Annotated in this window: 27 protein-coding genes; 12 read left to right on the top strand and 15 right to left on the bottom strand. The window is 50.4% G+C overall.

What is annotated here, in order from left to right:
* The first annotated feature begins 13 nt into the window (after positions 1-13).
* The 3 genes from B3007_RS01005 (at position 14) to B3007_RS00995 (ending at position 2,009) form a co-directional block, all read left to right on the top strand.
* Complete coding sequence (locus B3007_RS01005; protein ID WP_301180245.1) at positions 14-520, top strand: YHS domain-containing protein; 507 nt, start codon at positions 14-16, stop codon at positions 518-520.
* 474 nt (positions 521-994) lie between these two features.
* Positions 995-1,369: a hypothetical protein gene (locus tag B3007_RS01000; protein WP_301376547.1), complete on the top strand. Its 375-nt coding sequence runs from the start codon at positions 995-997 to the stop codon at positions 1,367-1,369.
* Positions 1,278-2,009 (top strand): hypothetical protein, encoded by a 732-nt coding sequence (locus B3007_RS00995; protein WP_301376546.1) that lies wholly within the window; start codon positions 1,278-1,280, stop codon positions 2,007-2,009. Before B3007_RS01000 ends, B3007_RS00995 begins: the two co-directional genes overlap by 92 nt.
* Positions 2,010-2,330: 321 nt before the next feature.
* On the opposite strand, the gene ppk2 is transcribed toward B3007_RS00995, so the two are convergent.
* The 7 genes from ppk2 to B3007_RS00960 all read right to left on the bottom strand — a co-directional run bounded on the left by ppk2 (position 2,331) and on the right by B3007_RS00960 (position 8,262).
* Entirely contained in the window at positions 2,331-3,104 is a 774-nt protein-coding gene (gene ppk2, locus B3007_RS00990; protein ID WP_301180247.1) for a polyphosphate kinase 2, read from the bottom strand.
* Between the two features lie 66 nt (positions 3,105-3,170).
* Positions 3,171-4,076, bottom strand: a complete 906-nt coding sequence (locus tag B3007_RS00985; protein WP_301180248.1) for a DMT family transporter — start codon at positions 4,074-4,076, stop codon at positions 3,171-3,173.
* Positions 4,077-4,121: 45 nt separating this feature from the next.
* Positions 4,122-4,484 (bottom strand): hypothetical protein, encoded by a 363-nt coding sequence (locus B3007_RS00980; protein ID WP_301180249.1) that lies wholly within the window; start codon positions 4,482-4,484, stop codon positions 4,122-4,124.
* A 74-nt stretch (positions 4,485-4,558) separates the two neighbouring features.
* On the bottom strand, positions 4,559-5,140 hold the full coding sequence (locus B3007_RS00975; RefSeq protein ID WP_301376545.1) for a c-type cytochrome: 582 nt from the start codon (positions 5,138-5,140) through the stop codon (positions 4,559-4,561).
* Between the two features lie 23 nt (positions 5,141-5,163).
* Positions 5,164-5,463 carry a hypothetical protein gene (locus tag B3007_RS00970; RefSeq protein WP_301180251.1) on the bottom strand — a complete coding sequence of 100 codons (300 nt, stop codon included), beginning with the start codon at positions 5,461-5,463 and terminating at the stop codon, positions 5,164-5,166.
* Between the two features lie 52 nt (positions 5,464-5,515).
* The gene (locus B3007_RS00965; protein WP_068435075.1) at positions 5,516-6,373 is read right to left on the bottom strand and encodes a copper resistance protein B; all 858 of its coding nucleotides are present in this window, start codon (positions 6,371-6,373) and stop codon (positions 5,516-5,518) included.
* Between the two features lie 8 nt (positions 6,374-6,381).
* Positions 6,382-8,262, bottom strand: coding sequence for a copper resistance system multicopper oxidase (locus tag B3007_RS00960; RefSeq protein ID WP_301376544.1), 1,881 nt, complete (start codon positions 8,260-8,262; stop codon positions 6,382-6,384).
* A gap of 184 nt (positions 8,263-8,446) precedes the next feature.
* Between B3007_RS00960 and B3007_RS00955 the strand changes: the two genes are divergently transcribed.
* The 6 genes from B3007_RS00955 to B3007_RS00930 all read left to right on the top strand — a co-directional run bounded on the left by B3007_RS00955 (position 8,447) and on the right by B3007_RS00930 (position 11,997).
* Entirely contained in the window at positions 8,447-9,139 is a 693-nt protein-coding gene (locus tag B3007_RS00955) for a heavy metal response regulator transcription factor (RefSeq protein ID WP_068435003.1), read from the top strand.
* On the top strand, positions 9,117-10,565 hold the full coding sequence (locus tag B3007_RS00950; protein ID WP_301392195.1) for a heavy metal sensor histidine kinase: 1,449 nt from the start codon (positions 9,117-9,119) through the stop codon (positions 10,563-10,565). Before B3007_RS00955 ends, B3007_RS00950 begins: the two co-directional genes overlap by 23 nt.
* Positions 10,562-10,966, top strand: coding sequence for an Hg(II)-responsive transcriptional regulator (merR, locus tag B3007_RS00945; protein ID WP_068435007.1), 405 nt, complete (start codon positions 10,562-10,564; stop codon positions 10,964-10,966). The genes B3007_RS00950 and merR overlap by 4 nt, the downstream gene beginning before the upstream one ends.
* Before the next feature lie 71 nt (positions 10,967-11,037).
* Positions 11,038-11,397 (top strand): mercuric transporter MerT family protein, encoded by a 360-nt coding sequence (locus B3007_RS00940; protein ID WP_068435077.1) that lies wholly within the window; start codon positions 11,038-11,040, stop codon positions 11,395-11,397.
* Between the two features lie 29 nt (positions 11,398-11,426).
* Positions 11,427-11,714: a mercury resistance system periplasmic binding protein MerP gene (gene merP, locus B3007_RS00935; protein WP_068435009.1), complete on the top strand. Its 288-nt coding sequence runs from the start codon at positions 11,427-11,429 to the stop codon at positions 11,712-11,714.
* A 67-nt stretch (positions 11,715-11,781) separates the two neighbouring features.
* Positions 11,782-11,997: a GDCCVxC domain-containing (seleno)protein gene (locus B3007_RS00930; RefSeq protein WP_301376543.1), complete on the top strand. Its 216-nt coding sequence runs from the start codon at positions 11,782-11,784 to the stop codon at positions 11,995-11,997.
* Between the two features lie 66 nt (positions 11,998-12,063).
* Here B3007_RS00930 and B3007_RS00925 read toward each other — a convergent pair whose 3' ends face one another.
* From B3007_RS00925 to B3007_RS00900, 6 genes are read right to left on the bottom strand one after another with little or no spacing between them, the layout of a single operon-like run.
* Positions 12,064-12,465 carry a heavy metal-responsive transcriptional regulator gene (locus B3007_RS00925; protein WP_068435011.1) on the bottom strand — a complete coding sequence of 134 codons (402 nt, stop codon included), beginning with the start codon at positions 12,463-12,465 and terminating at the stop codon, positions 12,064-12,066.
* Positions 12,466-12,499: 34 nt separating this feature from the next.
* The gene (locus B3007_RS00920; protein WP_286838969.1) at positions 12,500-13,096 is read right to left on the bottom strand and encodes a cytochrome c biogenesis CcdA family protein; all 597 of its coding nucleotides are present in this window, start codon (positions 13,094-13,096) and stop codon (positions 12,500-12,502) included.
* 9 nt (positions 13,097-13,105) lie between these two features.
* Positions 13,106-13,297, bottom strand: coding sequence for a hypothetical protein (locus B3007_RS00915; RefSeq protein ID WP_301180256.1), 192 nt, complete (start codon positions 13,295-13,297; stop codon positions 13,106-13,108).
* Positions 13,294-13,671: a hypothetical protein gene (locus B3007_RS00910; RefSeq protein ID WP_297533579.1), complete on the bottom strand. Its 378-nt coding sequence runs from the start codon at positions 13,669-13,671 to the stop codon at positions 13,294-13,296. The genes B3007_RS00915 and B3007_RS00910 overlap by 4 nt, the downstream gene beginning before the upstream one ends.
* A 19-nt stretch (positions 13,672-13,690) precedes the next feature.
* Positions 13,691-14,002: a heavy-metal-associated domain-containing protein gene (locus tag B3007_RS00905; protein ID WP_068435017.1), complete on the bottom strand. Its 312-nt coding sequence runs from the start codon at positions 14,000-14,002 to the stop codon at positions 13,691-13,693.
* Between the two features lie 27 nt (positions 14,003-14,029).
* Entirely contained in the window at positions 14,030-14,251 is a 222-nt protein-coding gene (locus B3007_RS00900; protein WP_297533578.1) for a hypothetical protein, read from the bottom strand.
* Between the two features lie 17 nt (positions 14,252-14,268).
* Here B3007_RS00900 and B3007_RS00895 point away from each other — a divergent pair, with 17 nt between their 5' ends.
* The 3 genes from B3007_RS00895 to B3007_RS00885 all read left to right on the top strand — a co-directional run bounded on the left by B3007_RS00895 (position 14,269) and on the right by B3007_RS00885 (position 17,462).
* Positions 14,269-16,116 (top strand): efflux RND transporter permease subunit, encoded by a 1,848-nt coding sequence (locus B3007_RS00895; protein ID WP_301376542.1) that lies wholly within the window; start codon positions 14,269-14,271, stop codon positions 16,114-16,116.
* Between the two features lie 76 nt (positions 16,117-16,192).
* The gene (locus tag B3007_RS00890) at positions 16,193-16,507 is read left to right on the top strand and encodes a P-II family nitrogen regulator (RefSeq protein WP_068435018.1); all 315 of its coding nucleotides are present in this window, start codon (positions 16,193-16,195) and stop codon (positions 16,505-16,507) included.
* A gap of 73 nt (positions 16,508-16,580) precedes the next feature.
* Positions 16,581-17,462 carry a cation diffusion facilitator family transporter gene (locus B3007_RS00885; protein ID WP_068435019.1) on the top strand — a complete coding sequence of 294 codons (882 nt, stop codon included), beginning with the start codon at positions 16,581-16,583 and terminating at the stop codon, positions 17,460-17,462.
* A gap of 38 nt (positions 17,463-17,500) precedes the next feature.
* Here B3007_RS00885 and B3007_RS00880 read toward each other — a convergent pair whose 3' ends face one another.
* Positions 17,501-17,923, bottom strand: coding sequence for a putative metalloprotease CJM1_0395 family protein (locus B3007_RS00880; RefSeq protein ID WP_068435020.1), 423 nt, complete (start codon positions 17,921-17,923; stop codon positions 17,501-17,503).
* Between the two features lie 239 nt (positions 17,924-18,162).
* The gene (locus B3007_RS00875; RefSeq protein ID WP_068435022.1) at positions 18,163-18,708 is read right to left on the bottom strand and encodes an aminotransferase class V-fold PLP-dependent enzyme; all 546 of its coding nucleotides are present in this window, start codon (positions 18,706-18,708) and stop codon (positions 18,163-18,165) included.
* Positions 18,709-18,748 lie beyond the last annotated feature (40 nt).

Raw genomic sequence — 18,748 nt, 5'->3', positions numbered from 1 at the left:
GAAGGTGAGGCCAATGAGCAAACGTGAATTCACAATACATTGTCCCGTATGTCAAATGACAAAAATAGATCGATCTTTGTCGCTCAAATATCAGGGCGTCGATCACTACTTTTGTTCATCTCAGTGTCTAGAGCGATTTAAAGAGCACCCTCACCTGTTTGTGGGCGACCCCAAACATGGCTTGTCGCCAAAGCAAAAGGGACAGGCGGCACTGAAAACACGTCGCATTGGTTTCGCTGAGGCTGTTGGCGACGAACTTAAAGCCACACTGGATCAATCCCTGTTGTCTCTTATGGGGGTAGAAGCACTCAGATTTGAGGGGCACTGCCTTTACGTGAGTTACGATCTTTTTCAAGTTTCCTTGGAGGAAATCGAAGCAACTATCGAGCAAACTGCGGCAAAGCTACATTCCGGTATGTTGGAGCGGGTAAAACGCGGATTTATTCATTACAGCGAGGAGTGTGAACTTGATAATCTCGCGCATCCCGGCGGGGACGGTAGCTGCCACGGAGGAAGTTGAAAGTAAAACAAAATATGAATTCAGTCCGTTTTACTTCGCTGTCTCGCTATGGGTGTGATGCCGTCACTAATGGTTGGCGATGAAATCTGTTAGCCCTTGGTATAGAGAATCTTAGGGGTTGATCTTCAATATACCTATATCGCGTGCACCCCTGTTTAAAGAGAATTTGGCTTCTTCTCTTTAACGTGAAAATACGGGGTAAAAATTTATATTTCGACACCGATTGCTGAAATGATGGTGATATTACAGATGCTGTCAACAAATCAAGTCAACCGTCCATAATGGAGGTCAATGTCTAATTTTGTTTTACCTGGTGTGGCACTAGTCGCGGTGGTAGTTTTATTTCTGCTGAGGGTACGCAATGCCACTCTTTGGCGGGCTACGGTAACACCACTGGCGTCAATAATCGTCAGTGGTTTTTTGATTTCCGGGCCGTTACTAAGTCATGTTGTGGCGGCGTAGCCTCCGGTTGCGATGCTGGGGATTCTCCTGGTGGCGTTTGCTATCGGCGCTGTGATCCGTTTCAACATTACTCATGCCGAGCCACTGCTTGCCGATGTCGGGCATTCCCACGTCGTTAAACCGTTACAACACCTGTCAGATCTCGCCCTGGGATTTGCTTATATTGTTTCAGTTACTTTCTATGTTCGCTTGCTGGCGTCTTTTGTGTTGCGTTTTGGCGGTCATCGTGATGCGGTGATCGAAAATGTTCTGACCACGGTCGTGTTGTTGTTTATTGCCATCGTGGGTTGGAAAAATGGAAGAAGCCGCGGTGGCGATCAAGCTGGCCATCATCGCTGCATTGCTGATCGGTCTGTTCGGGTTCGATTGGCATTGGCTCGCCAGTGATCAAACGCTTATCGATCCGAACGAAAATCTTACAGTGATGGAACGTCTCAGACTGTTGGCGGGATTACTGCTGATTGTACAGGGATTCGAAACATCGCGTTACCTGGGAAATGCCTATGATCCCGCCATGCGAGTGCGATCAATGCGGCTGGCGCAACTCATCGCCGGCGTTATTTATCTGCTGTTTGTGATTACGGGGCTACCTTTGTTGATGGAGTTTCATGGTATTGCCGATGAAACGGCGATTATTACCCTGGCGGGTCGTGTTGCCGAAATATTGCCCGCGCTATTGATACTGGCGGCGGTGATGAGTCGATTCAGTGCTGCCGTTGCCGACACAGTGGGGGCCGGTGGATTGTTCACTGAGCTGAGCGGTAGCCGACTTTCATCTCGACTGGGCTATATCGGTCTTGTGGCGGTAGCGATCTTGTTGGTTTGGACCGGTAATGTGTTTGATATTGTGACATTGGCATCGCGTGTGTTTGCGGCGTACTACCTGTTGCAGTGCCTGGTGGCAATAGCGGCTACTTTTAGGGCTGTCCGGTTAACCGGAGTACAGTGCGTGATTCTATTAACGTCATTTTCGGCGATGGCGATGATGTTGGCTCTGATAGTGGTGTTCGCTATCCCGGTAGGTTGATTTCGCAGATCTAAAGTGGCATGAAAGAGACATTTAATGGTGACGCTAACCTGAGTGTTCTCCACGACAGGTGGACACAGAGTTGCCTTGTGGGCATCGCGGGAGCGTTATCAGTGAGAGCAATGCTGGCAGTGATGATTCTGGTGCGCTGTATAACAAACTGGAAGGAAAAATACTGCCGTTTTTACGATAACCACAAAGGATGGATCAAGGTGATGAAAGCAAGTATTGGGTAAAATGCTTCATTTTTTAATAGTCACCGTATGATGCGGAGGTACGCAAGTGATGCTTACATACGTTAGGGAAAATTAGTTCGAACAATTAACGTAACATCTTCTTATCGGTTAAAAGTTTTTCGTTAAACGGATATACGGTGCCTGAATCCGGCTTCATCAAGTGCTGATCTTTATCAGGACAATCTACAATCGATAACAAATGTCGGATGACATTAAGACGAGCGCACTTTTTATTATTGGCTTTGACGATATACCAGGGGGCATGATCGCTATGGCTATGCTGTAGCATTTTGTCACGGGCAAGGGAGTAATCGTCCCAGTGCTCGATAGCTGTAGTATCAATTGGGCTGATCTTCCACTGTTTTAATGGATTAATTCGTCGATCATCTAATCTACTTTGCTGTTCATCCCGCGATATATCGAGATAGTATTTGATAATTTGGATACCTGTATCGCAAAGCATCTTTTCAAACGGTACGACCGCTTTCATAAATTGCTTATATTCTTTTTCCGAGCAAAAGCCCATGACTTTTTCCACACCCGCGCGGTTATACCAGCTGCGATTCATCAGGACCATTTCCTGCCGACTTGGCAGGTGGGCTGAGTAACGTTGGAAGTACCAGCTATTGGTATCGCGCTCAGAGGGTTTTCCCAGGGCGACGACTCGCGTTTCCCTCGGGCTTAGATGCTCAGTGATTCGCTTGATGACACCATCTTTACCGGCGGCATCCCGGCCCTCAAATATGACCAGCAGTTGCAGGTCGTTTTTGATAATGTGCCGCTGAAGTTTAACGAGTTGTATTTGGAGCTCTCTGAGTTCTGTTTTATAGGATGGCTTTTTCTTCGCTGAACTTGTCATCACATCACCTTGTTAGTAAATCGATTCAGCCTGTCATACAGGTAGATTATCCGATTTCATATTTCCTCATACCACTGCTCTGGTTGACGAATTCACCAGAGGTATGGCGGCTATAACCAGGAAAATACCCAGCCACTGTATTGAAGATAGCGACTCAGCAAAATATGTGTAACCTAAATACAGCCCGAATACAGGCGTTAGAAAACTGTAGACATTGATTTTGTATAATGGCGCAGTATCCATCAGCCAGAACCACAGAATAAATGGCAGAGCAGTGCCGGGCAATGCCAGTGCCAGTAAGATCCACACGTAATCCCAGTTCCAACTCAGGGGCGGCAAGGAAGTGTTAAAAAAGGCCAATAGCGACAGGGGGATAGCCCCCAGTAAGAGCTGGAATCCCATGGCATATAGCACATCGACACGATTAGCAGACTTCTTCAACAAGATATTGCTGATCGCTAAACCCGCAGCGGCAATAACAACATAGGCAATACCGCTCAATGACTGAACATCTGTGGCGAAAAGACTTTCCGCACTGATGACCACAATTCCTGAAAAACCGAGTAGAGTACCCAGCAGTGCCCGCTTCCCTATGCGTTCGTTCAGAATATGCCAGCCCAGAAGGCCGGCAATTAGAGGTTGTGTGTTGGTGAGTACGGTTGCCAGTCCGGGTGTGATTAGGCTGCCCGCATAGAACATGCCCCAGAACCCAATACTCGTTGCGGTTAGACCAATGCCAAGGATATAGAGGCAGACTTTAGTGGACTTTGGGAAAGGTCTACCTAGCATCCAAGCGATGACAATTAAAAAGAAACCCGCAATCGCTGCTCTAAGAAATGCCGTCAACATAATCGGGGCATAGGGTAAACTAAGGGAGATGAGCGGGAAGCATATTGCCCATAACACCATGGTGAACACAGCGCCACCAGTAATAAATACCTTAGCCGGCATAGGGCGAATCGCTATATCCACTGTCTAGCTGCTGGGTCTTTCTGGATTCTCTTCCATTACCATATCTCATTTATCAAACAATGAATCCGTTTGTTTAAGTGTTATTTTTAATTGCGCTAGCATTTCATCTACCGTGCCCATGTAATCGTACTTGTATTTACTCATTTTTTCCTTGACGTGTGGATAGTCGCTGGCCATCAGATTTCTCATAGCAAGTAGTTTTCTTTGCATTCTGTCGACTTGATCCTGAAGGTTCTGCATACGCTCCGGAGAGCTGCCAAGGGTTTGGAAGCTTGCTTGCCGTTCCGCTACTGTGCGGTCATATTTTTCAATGTCTTTTATGGGGTCATGTGCAGAGTGTGGATAAGCCAATTCAACAAATAACAGCGGGTAGAAAAATACGAATATGGAGAGAGATCTTTTCAACATGTGATTTTTCATATTTATGGATTTAGAGTCGTGATTGCCTAAGCGGATTTAATTATTTTTCGATGGCGATAAATTCAGTGGTCGTGCGAATCGCTTGTATTGCCTCTTGCTGTCAGTATCTGATATTGATCCGGCGTAAGTGATGGAAGCCTTTGTAGAAATGCCACCATATTCCAAATCCGGTCGTCACTGTGAGTTGGTCCCCAAGCGGGCATGCCCGATGCCTTAATGCCGTGCTTGATAATCCAGAATTGGCGTTGAATAGCTATTTCTTCACTACCTGTGTCGCTGCCATGCTCATGCCCATGGGCATCTGCCGTGGCGGTCAAGTTAGGTGGGGAAGGATACAGGCCGATGGTAAAGTCACTCTCATTTTTACCCGGTTTGAGATGGCAGCTTGTGCACATGTCGTTGTAGTCAGCACCTCCAGCCAACAATCGATCGGACGTATTCAAATTACTAGGAATTTGAATATCGCTGGCAGCTCGGGCAATGGATCGTTCGCGCAGGGTTTCCAGCAGCCAGTAACTGAGTTTGTTATGGGGCACGTCGGCACCGATGGGATATAGGCCCGAGTAGATAAATAAGCCAGCGCCCACCAGGCCAATGACCGTAGCGATAAGCAGGCTCCTAATAAATGCGGTGAGCGTTGGCATAGGACATTCCTTAGGTTTATGCGTTAGTGCTGATGTTCAGAGTGTTGTTCATCTGAAGCTTTCTTCTGGCCATCTTCACTAGCATCTTCGTGGCTCATTGAATAGTCACCATCGCTGTGATGCATATCCTTCATGCACTGCTTCATCATGGCTTGCATGACAGGATCGTTCATATCCATCTTGCTGTGATCCATATCCTTCATTGCGGCGCAATTCGGGTTTTCTGCGTCTTTCATGTGCTCCTTAGGATCATGGGCTTGAGCTGAAAAAGTCACGCCAAGGGCAGCGAGAACGAGAACGGGGGATAGAAGTTTACGTTTCATTGAGTGTTTCCTCGGAGGAGTAAAAGTCATGTTGACCAGACAATGTTAATTATTAAAACCAGAACCTGAGGCCCGCGACGATCTGGGTGTCAGAGCGATCATCGCCTGCGGCGCGCCGGTAATCCGCTGTATCGCCATAAGTGCTCGTCCATTCCACTCCAATGTAGGGGGCAAATTGACGGCTGAACTCATAACGCAGACGCACACCCAACGCGAGATCCGACAGGCCGGAGCCTAAACCATTTTCCGGGTCGCCCTTGCCGTACAGATTCAGCTCAGCGCGGGGTTGTAAAATCAGGCGTTGTGTCAGCAATAATTCATATTCAGCTTGAGCGGCTAGTGCGGTCCGACCGTTGTCGCCCACATAGGCGGTAACATCCAGTTCAAACCAATAGGGGGCAAGCCCTTGTAGACCCAGCGCCAACCATTGGCGATCTTTGCCTTCGTTATATTGGTCAAATCGCAGGCCAAGTTGGGTATCAAAATAGGCGTTCAGCGCATGACCCCAGAGCAGATCGGTGGAGCTTTCTTCCAAGGTTCCACTTGCAATATCACCTTCCGCCTTGATGACGAGTCGATCGAAGGTGGTGCCGTACCATGCCTGGAGGTCGTAAACTATGGTTTCACTACCGGTTTTACTGTCTTCCTGGTATTCGAAACGGTCACCTAGTACCGCCCAAAAGCTATGTTCATCGGCCAGCTTCAGTTGTGGCGACCCTGATTGAACGTAGGGGCTAGCGGTCAAACTAAAACCATCCGAGTAGGCGTGAGGGTCGCGGGCGTCAGCGGGTGCGCTACCACCTTGCGCTTTCTTCTCGCCTTGATCCATCTGTGCAAGGACAAAATTCGCGTGCAAACTGGTGGCAAATAGCACCAACACTGCCAACCAGTTCATAGTCTTCATTTTCATTCCCATTCTCATGACACTACCACCTCACGGAACATGCCCGCATCCATATGAAACAGCAGGTGGCAATGCCAGGCCCAGCGGCCCAGGTCATGCGGTGTAGTTAAGTAACTGATTCGTTGGGCGGGCTGTACCGGTATAGTATGACGACGCACCCGCAGTTCCCCCTGATCAGTTTCCAGTTCGCTCCACATGCCGTGCAAATGCATGGGATGGGTCATCATTGTGTCGTTTTGCAGGATGATTCTGACCCGTTCATTATGGCGCAATGATACCGGCGTACTTTTGCCAAATTCGAGCCCGTCAAACGACCAGCTGTAACGTTCCATATTACCGGTTAGGTGGAGTTCGAGTTCCCTCACGGGTTCGCGCTGGTCATCCAAAATGCCGTCAATGGATTTTAAATCTGCCAGAGTTAGTACGCGATGGCCCTGTGGTCGTAGTCCTTTTTCGCTTAGATCTCGAAGGCCTATGCCAGGATCATCCAAAGTAGTACGGGGTGTATTGACGCGCTGATCGACAGATGGGCCATACTCCGTGCGTGCGTGGCGCACGGTAGACGAGGGCTTGGCGAGAGGACTGCGTGTGGCCTGGTTCATACCCGGCATACTTTGGCCGCTGTGCTGGCTGTGATCCATTGCCATGCCACCGTGCATGTTGGAGTGATCCATGCCCCCCATATCCATATTACCCATGCTCATCGCACTGTGATCCATACCTTTTTGGTTCATTTCCTGGTGACTCATGGCGCCCATCATATCGGCCATGGTCAGCCATTCCACCGGATCAAGTGTTGGTATGGAAGCCGACAAGCCTTGGCGAGTGGCCAGTGTGCCTAAAGCATAACCGCTACGCTCCATACTTTGTGCAAAGATGGTATAAGCATCGTCTTTAGGTTCTACTAGCACATCGTAAGTTTCACCTGGACCAAAACGGAATTCATCGATGCTTACTGGCTCAACATCTTGGCCGTCCGATTGGATGACGGTCATTTTTAAGCCGGGAATGCGCACGTCAAAGAAGCTGTTACTGGCAGCATTGATAAAACGCAGTCTTACTCGGTCTCCTTTGTTAAACAGTCCCGTCCAATTGCTAGCAGGAGCAGTGCCATTCATTAAATACGTGAACGTAGCCGCCGACAGATCGGCTAAATCCGTTGGATTCATACGCATCTGATTCCACATCTGACGCTTTTCCAGTGCGGCTTGCAGACCCATGTTCGAAACATCACGGGTAAAATCAAAAAACGTAGGCTGGCTGAAGTTGTATATATCGCTTTGTACTTTTAGTTTGCTAAAAGCATGCATAGGGTTCTCGTCTGTCCAGTCAGAGAGCTGCACCACGTGATCCTGATCGGTGTGATGTCTTTCACCTGCGCGGGGCTCGATGATCAAAGCGCCGTACATCCCCGTCATTTCCTGAAAACCGGAATGGCTGTGGTACCAGTAGGTGCCGCTCTGGCGCAGCTTAAAACGGTAGGTAAAGGTTTCGCCTGGGGCGATGCCTTTGAAGCTGATACCTGGCACACCGTCCATCTGATAAGGCAGCAGGATGCCGTGCCAGTGAATGGACGTTGAAACTGCCAGGCGATTAGTCACGCGGATTGTGACCTCATCACCTTCGCGCAAGCGCAGGGTTGGGGCCGGGATTGATCCATTGATGGTCGTGGCCATCCGGGTGACACCGGTAAAATTGACCGGCGTCTCTGCGATGACCAGATCAATTTCACGCCCGCTGAGCACGGGTGCTGAGCCAAGTGAAGTCGTGCTGCTTACGGCAGCCTGCAACCAGGACGGTGTGGCGGCCAGTACACCACCAGCGGCCAGGCCCTGCACAAATCGGCGGCGACTCAGCTGCCAGGACGGCTTGGGTTGGGGAAACCATGAGGTCATTGGTCAATCTCTTGTTAGGGAAATATTGATTGTTCCATATCTTGGTCCCGCATACTAGCCAGGCATGCCTGACACCCGCATGACTCCAGAATGACAAAGTTGTAATCTGTGTGTCATCTTTCTGTGGGTAAGCCTAGTTTAGGCTGTTTCCAAAGTCATTCTGCAAATACGGAGCAGGGTAACCATGCGGCTATTGGTGGTCGAAGACGAAATCAAGACGGGTGATTATTTACAGCAGGGCCTGACCGAAGCGGGCTTTATGGTCACGCTGGCACGCAACGGTCTGGACGGGCATCACCTGGCAATGACGGAAACGTTTGACCTGCTGGTGCTGGATGTCATGCTGCCGGATGTGGATGGCTGGCGCATTGTGCAGTCACTCCGTGAGGCGGGGCGTCAAACGCCGGTACTCTTCCTGACGGCTCGCGACAGCGTCGATGATCGGGTCAAGGGGCTTGAGCTGGGAGCGGACGATTACCTGGTCAAACCCTTCGCCTTCGCCGAGTTATTGGCCCGAGTTCGAACCCTGTTGCGTCGCAGTACGGTACCGGTAATCACGGATCAGATGCGCGTCGCCGATCTCATTCTGGATTTGCCGCGACATCGGGCTATGCGTACGGGTCGTAAAATTAACCTAAGCCACAAAGAGTTTTGTCTGCTGGAGCTGCTTGTCCGTCGACAGGGTGAAGTGCTACCGCGTTCGCTGATTGCCTCGCAAGTGTGGGACATGAACTTTGATTCCGATACTAATGTGATCGATGTGGCCATCCGTCGCCTGCGCTCCAAGATAGATGACGATTTTGAGCCTAAATTGATTCACACGGTAAGGGGGATGGGCTACAAGCTGGAAGTGGATGACGAGCATGATGTGGAGTAGTCGTCTTGGCAAGCATCCACTATCGCTAACCGCCCGGGTGATGGCCTTTGTTGCCCTTGCCATTGGGCTAAGTCTTCTGGTGATTGGTTATCTGGTGGACAACGCGGTCAAGCGCCATTTCGCCGAACAGGACGCTGACGAGTTGGAGGTCATGACAAGGGCTGTGGATCGAGCCTTACGCAAAACGGGTGACGGCTCTTCACACTTGGGTGAGGCGTTGTCGCACGCGATATCGGGTCATCACGGTGTCTATTTTCAGGTCTGGGATAAGGAAAAGCGCCTGATTTACGGCCCCTCAGCGAACGATTTTGCAAAACCTATTAATACCTTTGCCCCGGTGTCCAGTATTCAGGTTGGCAACGTATATCACTGGCAGGGAGATGGGAAAACCTACCGGGGAACCATCACGCAAACCCAGGTGGGTGGCCAAGAATACTACATCGTTACCGCCATTGACATGGATGCTCATATCCAATTTCTGGAGAATTTTCGTCGTAGCTTATGGCTTATCATGTTACTCGCAGGCATGGTGACGCTATTGGCGGCCTGGTATGGTGTGCATCAGGGGCATGCGCCACTGCGCGGGTTGAGCGAAGCCATGCGTGAAATACAGGCTGATCGCCTGCATGTTCGACTTGATTCCGAGGCGGTGCCTGGGGAACTTCAAAATCTCGTTTCTTCATTCAATTTTATGCTTGGCCGATTGGAAGACAGTTTTGCCCGCTTGTCCCATTTCTCCGCCGACATCGCCCACGAATTGCGCACGCCTCTTACCAATATCATCACCCAGACTCAGGTCGTTCTGGGAAAGTCACGAGGCCTGGTTGAATACCGCGAACTGCACTATTCAAACCTGGAAGAATTGGAACGCTTGGCAAAAATGGTCAACGACATGCTCTGGCTGGCTCAAAGCGAGCATGGACTGCTTAAGCCGGTATGGGAGTCACTGGGTATGGCTCAGGAAGTCCGTAAGCTATTTGATTTTTTTGAGGCGCTGGCAGAGGAAAAGCACATACAGTTAATGCTGGAAGGACAGGCGCCGAAAATTAAGGGTGATCGTGCCATGCTGCGGCGCGCCATGTCCAATCTGTTATCCAATGCGATACGCCACTCACCCGAGGGAGAAAGCGTGAAGGTTCGTCTGGATGTGTCGGACGAAGGGCAGGTTTTACTCAGCGTACAGAATACGGGGCCGGAAATTCCCGCAGAACATTTGCCCAGAATTTTCGACCGTTTCTACCGGGTTGATCCTTCACGTCAGCGCCAGAGTGAAGGGGCTGGATTGGGCTTGGCGATTGTTAAGTCCATCGTGGAAGCACACTACGGCAGTATCGACGTGTCTTCAGATTACGGTATGACCTCCTTTTCGATCTGCTTTCCACAAGCGGCTATTAATTGGGACTGCGAAGAAGGGGCTTTGCCATGAGTCTATTTTCCATCGGAAAATTAGCGCAAGCTGCACAAGTCAGCGTCGAAACCATCCGCTACTACGAACGCCGTGGCCTCATCACTCAGCCTCCAAAACCGGCTCAAGGATACCGCACTTATACCAAGGCCACCCTGGCACGGATTTTATTCATCAAACGTGCCCAGGAACTGGGCTTTACTCTGGAGGAGATCGAAAACCTCTTGGTACTGGGCGAATCCCATTGCTCGGAAGTCCAGGAGTTGGCGGAAAGTAAACTGGTCAGCGTGCGGTCAAAAATCAACGATTTGTGCCGCCTGGAGCGTGTTTTAGAGGGTTTAGTCACCCAGTGCCGCTCCAATCCCGACAACACAGCCTGTCCGATTGTGGAGTCGTTACAACCTGACAAAGACCTCTCCTGAGTCGGACTTGACTCCGTACCGAAGTACGGCGTTTACACTGGCTTCATTGAATGCATTCCATGGAGTCCGCCATGCCCGCAAACGACGAGTTCGCCAAAAATAATCTACCCCTGATCGGCGGGGTGCTGGCTGCTGTTGGCGCCAGCCTTTGCTGCATCGGCCCGTTCGTTTTACTCACACTGGGGATCAGCGGGGCCTGGATCGGGAACCTGACTCTGCTGGAGCCCTATCGTCCCGTCTTTATCGCCATCGTGATGATGCTATTGGGTTGGGCGGGCTGGCAGATCCACCGGCCAGTTGAGGGCTGCGAGCCGGGCACCGCCTGCGCCGTACCGCAAACGCGAAAACGCCGACGGGTTATTTTCTGGATCATGGCCATCATCGCGTTGGTTCTTGTCACCAGCAGCTACTGGATTCCCCTGATGGTTTAAAAATGCGTTGCCCAAGACTGGAGTGAATCATGCACAAAATCACAATAGCCCTTGTATTCACCATCACCAGCCTGTCTGCCTGGGCTAAACCTCAGATTGTCACTCTGAACCTGCCAACCATGAACTGCGCCATGTGTCCGATCACGGTCAAGAAGGCCCTTAGCAAAGTAAAAGGCGTCACCAAGGCCGAGGTCAGTTTTGAACACAAGCAGGCGGTGGTCACTTTTGAGGATACTCAGACCAGCGCAGGGAAACTCATTGAAGCGACCACCAATGCCGGTTATCCCTCAACCCTTGTGGAAACAGAAACGCCATGACAAAACGACAGGAAAGGCGTTTTGCACAGCTCAGCTGCCCGAAGGGTGGCGTACAGGGAAGTACGTCATGACATCAAATGTGATTTTAGATTCAGAATTGACCTGTCCGAAATGTGGCCATAGGAAGCTCGAAACCATGCCGACGGATGCCTGCCAGTGGTTCTATGAGTGCGAAGGTTGTCACGCTGTACTTAAACCCAAACCCGGTGATTGTTGTGTGTATTGTTCTTACGGTTCGGTACCATGCCCGCCTGTTCAACAAGAGGGGCGTTGCTGTTCTTAGAGAACTCATATTGACATTGTACGGTTCAGGCCGGATTGTTCGCGGTAAAGTGCTTGAGTTTTTCTTTCATTGCTCACTCGTTTCGCCGTCGAAAGACTCCAGGATTGGACAACCCTTGTCACTGGAACCACACAGATTGGTGAGCAGTCGCAGTTCGTCCCGCAAAGTGGTCAATTCCTCCAGATGATGTTGAATGTCTTCCAGCTTGTGATGCGCCAGTTCCCGGACTTTGGGCTTGGCTTTTTGCGGGTTTTCCCGAAACTGAAGTAGCTGTTTGATTTCATACAGGCTAAATCCCATCTTTTGCGCCCGCTTGATAAAGCGCAGTCGTGAGAGATCTTTATCGAAATACAGTCGGACTCCAGCATCATTGCGATGTACTTCGGGCACCAGTTTGATTTTTTCGTAATAACGCAGGGTATCAGCACTGATTTCCAATGTTGCGACCACTTCACCAATTCGCATCATGATTTAAAACCAGAAACAGCCATGAGCCACTTTTTCATAGTAAATAACTTTCATTGAGCAGGTAAGCCCCAATGGCCATTAGCGTGATGCCTCCTGCAATCTCAAAACCACGACGCCAACACTCGATGGTTTTCAGGTTTTCCAACCAGCCGATGCTGATAGCACCCACGGCAAGCGGGATCACCCGACCGAGAGCGAACGCCAACATCAACAAACCACCATAAAAACCCGATCCGATCGAAGCACTAACACCGAGTCCGATCCATAACCCCGGCGAACAGACCGGACAGATCCCGACCGTAAACGGCATACCCAATAAGAAGGCTCCCCAGAGCGTCGCCGCGCGTTTTCCCCGCAATGGCAACCAGGGTAACGGAATTTTCAACCAGCCCGTCCAGAGCAAACCCAGCGCTGCACCGATACCTAACACCACATGGGTGAGTATGAGCCCGGCGGCAAAGGCCAGGCCATAACTGACCGCCTCACGGAAAGCGCGTGCGCGAGTGACGTAGGCCAGTACAACAGGAATGGAGGCGAAAGCCACCGGCATAAAGCTGAACAGAAAACCAGCCAATAAAGCCGCACCCAGACCGGCAACTCCGCCCATTTGCATCCAGGCTGTGGTATCCATCAGTGCGCTTTACCTTGAGGTGCTGAAGGCTCCTCCAATCGCTTCAGAATCTCCTGACTTGATCTCTTGATAGCGCACCCGGTCGTCGTTCAATTCAGCGATCACCGCTTTTGCCAGCGCTTTTATTTTCTGACAACGACCGCATCCGGAAGCCGTCAATACTTCCACTAAGACTGACTGGCTTTCAGTTTCTGCGCTCATGACAGGCTTTGCAACCACAAAGTGAGCGGCAGCAAGGCGTAAGCCGCAAAAAGGGAAAGCAGAAGTATCACTGTACTCGCCCACAATACTGCCTTTTGCCATCGCAAGCGGTTTTTGTCCGCTAGAGCGCAGACTTTGATCCGATGCAATCGCCAGTAGCTATAAACTAATGCGGCAGCGGTTAAGGAAAATGTGACGACTTTGTACTGCGACAATGTCGTTAACCAAGGCATCACGGCCACCATCGAAGCCACAGCGCTTCCGAGCCCAAGCGCGACCAATACAATTGGTAGCGCGCAACAGGTGGTACCGATAAGCGCGAGCCCCAGGCCGCTGAAAAGAGAGGTATCGGTTTTCGCCTGTTCAGTGTTCATCGAAATCTAATCATTGCGATCATTCTTTTTGAGGCTTTACGGGTTGCACCTGGAATTGGCGCAAGGTAAACCCGGCGTCATTGATCAAGGTTTTAAGCGATGCTTGATTCATGGGTTCCAGCGTGTCCGCCTCAAAGATCACCAATCCATCATTCAATTTGATAATCACACTGGATTTATCTACGCCATCAAGCGCTTTGATTTTCTTTTCGATCCCGTAGGCACAATAAGGACAGGCCATGCCATCAACATGCAGCTCATAGCGCCTGTCAGCCGCCTGCGCCATAAATGAAAGCATCATTAATGCTGCAATAAGTAAACACTGTCTCATGGTTAAACTCCTAAAACGGTTGTCTCTTTACAGGTGCCATTCCAGCTCAATTTTGGCACGGTAGTCGTCTTGCTCCTGATCGGCGGACAAATCATCGATGACGGGCAGTTGTAAGCCTGCCTTGAACGCAAAATTCTGATGTGTCCACATCAAACCGGGCGACAGAAACCATTGGTTCCCGCCCAGGTGCCTTTCCACACTTCCCGCGCCATTGTCGAAAACTGCATTTTGCGGCTGGCGGGGCGCCACACCATCTTGGGCGCACCTTGAAATTGGACGAGCGCTTTCAAACGGTGTTTGCTGCCACTCGTGAGGTCTTCACCCCGAGTTTAATCAGCGTGCTCGTGGTAATTCTGGTGAATCTGCCCATTCTGGCGCTGACCGGCGTGGAAGGAAAAATGTTTACCCCCATGGCGATGGCGGTAATCATGGCACTGTTGTCCGCATTGGTGTTGTCGCTGACCTTCGTTCCTGCGGCTGTGGCACTTGTCATGCGCGGACACATTGAGGAGAAGGAAAATTTTATAGTTCGTTCTTCCAAGTGGCTTTACGCACCAGTATTGGAGTGGGTCCTGAAGTTTCGCGTTTGGGTGCTGTCAATGACCCTGATATTCGTGATTATCGTAGGAACACTCGCAACTAAAATGGGGACTGAATTTATCCCGAACCTGGATGAGGGTGATATCGCCGTCCAGGCGTTGCGAATACCCGGCACCAGCCTCAGCCAATCCCTGGATATGCAATTTCGCCTGGAAAAAGCCGTGCTGGAAATGCCTGAAGTCAAAACCTACTTCTCGCGTGTCGGAACCGCTGAAGTCGCCAGCGATCCCATGGGGCCCAATATCTCTGATGGCTATGTCATGCTGAAAGACAAAAGTGAATGGCCTGATCCCGATAAAACCAAAGCCCACCTGCTGGAAGAAATGGGTGAAAAACTTTCGTTGTTGCCCGGCAATGCCTATGAGATCAGCCAACCGATCCAGCTTCGATTTAATGAATTGATTTCAGGTGTCAGATCGGATTTAGGGATCAAGGTATTCGGCGATGATTTGCAGCAACTGTTGAAGTCGGGAAGCGAAATCGCCGCTGTACTGAACGGTATAGAGGGCGCTGAAGGCGTAAAGGTGGAACAGGTGTCGGGCTTACCCATTTTGTCAGTCGAAGCGGATCGCTCCGCCCTGTATCGCTATGGCTTGAACGTTGCCGATGTGCAGGACGTCGTCGCTGCCGCCACAGGCGGTGAAGAGGCTGGGCTGATCTTTGAAGGTGACCAACGTTTCTCGATCGTCGTGCGCTTGGCAGAACGATTAAGGGCCGACGTGAGCGCCCTGGAGCGTTTGCCCGTACCCTTACCGGGCGGTGGCTATGTGCCGTTGCGTGAGGTCGCCAGACTGACGCTGGCACCCGGTCCCAATCAAATTTCCCGAGAAAACGGTAAACGCCGATTGGTGGTCAGCGCCAATGTTCGCGGTCGTGATTTGGGAGGGTTTGTGGCTGAAGTACAGGGCAAAGTAGCACAGCAGGTCAAGTTACCGCCCGGCTATTGGCTAGCATACGGCGGTACCTTTGAACAACTGCAATCGGCGTCACAACGGTTAAGTTTGCTGGTGCCTGTGACACTGGTGATGATCTTTGCCCTGTTGATGATGACTTTTGGCTCAGCTAAAGATGCCGCACTGGTATTCAGTGGCGTGCCGCTGGCGCTGACCGGCGGCGTCATCGCCTTGTGGCTGCGTGACATACCGCTGTCAATTACTGCCGGTGTCGGTTTTATCACCCTGTGCGGGGTATCGGTGCTGACGGGGGTTATGATGGTATCCGCATTTCGGGACGCGCTTAATCGTGGCGAAGTCATCGAGTCTGCGATTCAGAGTGGAGCTATGCTGAGGCTGCGGCCGATATTGATGGTCGCTTTGGTGGCCGCGCTCGGCTTTTTGCCCATGGCGCTCAACACCAGTACTGGGGCCGAAGTACAAAGGCCCTTAGCCACAGTAGTTATTGGCGGAATCCTTTCTTCTACTTTACTCACATTGTTGGTGTTGCCTGGTTTGTATCGTCTTGCATGGCGAAAACCGAAAGCATTGAATGGAAATGGCGAATCCATTGCACAATAACTGACTAAAGCTCGCGGCATGTGATTCATGCCGCGTGTCGTCTAACGTAACAGCAACACTTTATAGGAATATTCACATGAAACTAATCACGGCCTTCATTCATCATGTACGAACTGCCGACGTAATCGATGCACTACACGATGCAGGCTACAAGAACATGGCAATGCTTGATATCAAAGGCACCTTGAAGCCGTTAGGGGAACAGGAGCTGGCCTATTCGTCCGAAGCTGGCGTGGTGATTTCAGAAGTTCAATTATCACTAGCCTGCGAAGACGAACAGGTTGATGCGGTGACAACTATCATCCGTAAAACTGGAAAAATTGGTGCTAACATTTCCGGATGGGTGTATGTCAGCCCCATTGAGCAGGCGCTACCTATAGACGGTCGTTAACACTCCCGGTGTTGTGCGCGCTGGCTGCGTCCTCACCAGCGCCACAACACCGGAAACGCCTAGCGGAGGGGCTATGCATAATCACGGTCACACCAGCAGTTCACAACGTATTGGCTGGGCGTTTTTTCTCAACCTGGGTTTTACGCTTATTGAAATTGTCGGCGGCCTATTGACCAACAGCACCGCCATTATGGCGGATGCCGTTCACGACCTGGGCGACTGTATTTCCATCGGCCTCGCTTGGTTACTCAGCAAGGTCAGTGAGAAAGACTCTAATACTGATTTTACTTACGGATATCGCCGCCTGTCGTTATTAGGTGCCTTGATCAATGGCTTGGTACTCATTGCAGGGTCAGCTTGGGTCTTGTCAGAGGCTATCCCAAAACTGTTGCAACCTGAAATGCCTGTCGTCGAAGGGATGTTGGGATTGGCCATTTTTGGTGTGATGGTCAATGGATTCGCTGCGTACAAGCTTAGTCATGGGAAAACACTTAACGAAAAAGTCTTGAACTGGCATTTATTGGAAGATGTACTGGGTTGGGTGGCTGTCCTGATTGTATCCATTGTGCTGCTTTTTGTAGATTGGCCTATTTTAGATCCAGCACTGTCTATCGTTTTTACCCTCTATATCTTGTTCGGTGTAGAAAAAAACCTTTGGAGTACCACTCGATTGTTTCTTCAGGCAGCACCCGACAAAGCACTGTCAGAGTCACTTCACCAATGTCTGTCCACGCTTGATGACGTCCGTAGTGTTCACCACCTACACCTGTGGTCACTCGATGGTGAGCATCATGTGCTTACTGCACATTTGGTATTGCGATGCGCATTAACCTTGGAGCAGCAACTTCATTTGAAAAGGACAATTGCTGATCGTCTCAGAGAGTTCGATCTCGCGCATACGACCATTGAATTCGAATTTGGAGAGGAGGCGTGTCGAGATGCGGGCGTTATCTGAAACCCACGCCGTTGGATTTCATTTGTAAATTCAGGTCATCACACAAGTACATCGACATGGTTACCCAATGTTTCAATCGAAGCGGTATTAATCTCACTTTTTTCTTGTGCAGCCATCATAATTGCTTGTTGAGAGGCTTTACGATCCTGTGGTGTGGGATCAGTGGGTGCCATGGACGCCATTCGTATTAGTTGGGCTTTTTCCAGCGTTGCTTGGGGATCATTGGGTTCAGATGAAGTATCAAACACGACATCATCTGAGACGACATAAAGTTCGCCATCGAGAGAACTATACTGGTAATTGGGTGGTGAACTGTGCTGTGTCGTAACCGTAACGGCGAGATGAGATTCGACATGCCGCTGAATTTGAGTCTGAGAAAGCTCTAATTGTTTGCGCTCATTCGAGTTGTCGCCAGACTTGGTCTCTGTGTCGCGCGCTGAATTGGTAGATGAATTGCTCAAAGGCGCTGATCCAGGGGCAATTCAAGCAACTACAGGACTCGCTGTGATCTCGTAAGAGCCAAATTTGTCGGTTCTTCCACAGGCCTCCTAGAAGTCGGCGGTATTCCTGATTACGCATATCATGCGTAATTGCGCGTAACTTTAAATAATTCTAATAAGATCAATCGGTTATTGACCTCTAAATTACGTGGATAAGGGCTATTGGACGGAAACCTGCGGTTACGATGTGGTCGCGGGACTCAAAACCGTAGGTTTTCGTTCAAATGCCCCCGCTGGTCCATTTTCGCGAGATTTACCCGGGTTCCTGTGGCGTACTGTACGGCTGAGATCGACACCAGACGTGGTGTTTCGGATATGGCCTGAAACAGTTCTGCTTCGGGGTTCTCACCTGCGAGGGAAACCTTGCGGACAATCACCCCCTGATTCTTGAGGGACTCCCAGACAATGGAGTTCGATGGAAACTCTTCATCGGAAATAACAACCGTATCACCTGGACGCCAGTCGATGCCGTAAGCGACAAATGAAAGGGCCTCGGAAGTATTCTTCACCAGGGCGACAGAGTCGACAGGCGCATTAATAAGCCTGGCCAGGTTCAAACGAAGTTGTTTCTCTATCTCCAGCCAGTGTGGATAGTCGGCGGCTCCCTTGGCTACGTTTTCTTCAGCAAACCGGGCAACGGCTTTACTGGCTGATATTGGCCACGGAGCGACAGCAGCATGATTCAGGTACATGCATTGTTCATTGACCGGAAACTCCTGTTCCAGTGCTGAATTCAACTGATCCATTTTAGTGGGTCCTTATCTGCTGTTAAGATGATGGCTGTTT

This window comes from Thalassolituus sp. UBA675, from assembly GCF_002297765.1.
Lineage (GTDB): Bacteria > Pseudomonadota > Gammaproteobacteria > Pseudomonadales > Oceanobacteraceae > Thalassolituus.
Note: the sequence above shows the minus strand (reverse complement) of the source record. Positions and strands in the feature narration are given on the sequence as shown.

Excerpts from the sequence above, each read along its gene's own strand:
- B3007_RS01005 (WP_301180245.1), top strand. The coding sequence starts at position 14 with ATGAGCAAACGTGAATTCACAATACATTGTCCCGTATGTCAAATGACA.
- B3007_RS01000 (WP_301376547.1), top strand. The coding sequence starts at position 995 with ATGCTGGGGATTCTCCTGGTGGCGTTTGCTATCGGCGCTGTGATCCGT.
- B3007_RS00995 (WP_301376546.1), top strand. The coding sequence starts at position 1,278 with ATGGAAGAAGCCGCGGTGGCGATCAAGCTGGCCATCATCGCTGCATTG.
- ppk2 (WP_301180247.1), bottom strand. The coding sequence starts at position 3,104 with ATGACAAGTTCAGCGAAGAAAAAGCCATCCTATAAAACAGAACTCAGA.
- B3007_RS00980 (WP_301180249.1), bottom strand. The coding sequence starts at position 4,484 with ATGTTGAAAAGATCTCTCTCCATATTCGTATTTTTCTACCCGCTGTTA.
- B3007_RS00975 (WP_301376545.1), bottom strand. The coding sequence starts at position 5,140 with ATGCCAACGCTCACCGCATTTATTAGGAGCCTGCTTATCGCTACGGTC.
- B3007_RS00970 (WP_301180251.1), bottom strand. The coding sequence starts at position 5,463 with ATGAAACGTAAACTTCTATCCCCCGTTCTCGTTCTCGCTGCCCTTGGC.
- B3007_RS00965 (WP_068435075.1), bottom strand. The coding sequence starts at position 6,373 with ATGAAAATGAAGACTATGAACTGGTTGGCAGTGTTGGTGCTATTTGCC.
- B3007_RS00960 (WP_301376544.1), bottom strand. The coding sequence starts at position 8,262 with ATGACCTCATGGTTTCCCCAACCCAAGCCGTCCTGGCAGCTGAGTCGC.
- B3007_RS00955 (WP_068435003.1), top strand. The coding sequence starts at position 8,447 with ATGCGGCTATTGGTGGTCGAAGACGAAATCAAGACGGGTGATTATTTA.
- B3007_RS00950 (WP_301392195.1), top strand. The coding sequence starts at position 9,117 with ATGACGAGCATGATGTGGAGTAGTCGTCTTGGCAAGCATCCACTATCG.
- merR (WP_068435007.1), top strand. The coding sequence starts at position 10,562 with ATGAGTCTATTTTCCATCGGAAAATTAGCGCAAGCTGCACAAGTCAGC.
- B3007_RS00940 (WP_068435077.1), top strand. The coding sequence starts at position 11,038 with ATGCCCGCAAACGACGAGTTCGCCAAAAATAATCTACCCCTGATCGGC.
- merP (WP_068435009.1), top strand. The coding sequence starts at position 11,427 with ATGCACAAAATCACAATAGCCCTTGTATTCACCATCACCAGCCTGTCT.
- B3007_RS00930 (WP_301376543.1), top strand. The coding sequence starts at position 11,782 with ATGACATCAAATGTGATTTTAGATTCAGAATTGACCTGTCCGAAATGT.
- B3007_RS00925 (WP_068435011.1), bottom strand. The coding sequence starts at position 12,465 with ATGATGCGAATTGGTGAAGTGGTCGCAACATTGGAAATCAGTGCTGAT.
- B3007_RS00920 (WP_286838969.1), bottom strand. The coding sequence starts at position 13,096 with ATGGATACCACAGCCTGGATGCAAATGGGCGGAGTTGCCGGTCTGGGT.
- B3007_RS00915 (WP_301180256.1), bottom strand. The coding sequence starts at position 13,297 with ATGAGCGCAGAAACTGAAAGCCAGTCAGTCTTAGTGGAAGTATTGACG.
- B3007_RS00910 (WP_297533579.1), bottom strand. The coding sequence starts at position 13,671 with ATGAACACTGAACAGGCGAAAACCGATACCTCTCTTTTCAGCGGCCTG.
- B3007_RS00905 (WP_068435017.1), bottom strand. The coding sequence starts at position 14,002 with ATGAGACAGTGTTTACTTATTGCAGCATTAATGATGCTTTCATTTATG.
- B3007_RS00890 (WP_068435018.1), top strand. The coding sequence starts at position 16,193 with ATGAAACTAATCACGGCCTTCATTCATCATGTACGAACTGCCGACGTA.
- B3007_RS00885 (WP_068435019.1), top strand. The coding sequence starts at position 16,581 with ATGCATAATCACGGTCACACCAGCAGTTCACAACGTATTGGCTGGGCG.
- B3007_RS00875 (WP_068435022.1), bottom strand. The coding sequence starts at position 18,708 with ATGGATCAGTTGAATTCAGCACTGGAACAGGAGTTTCCGGTCAATGAA.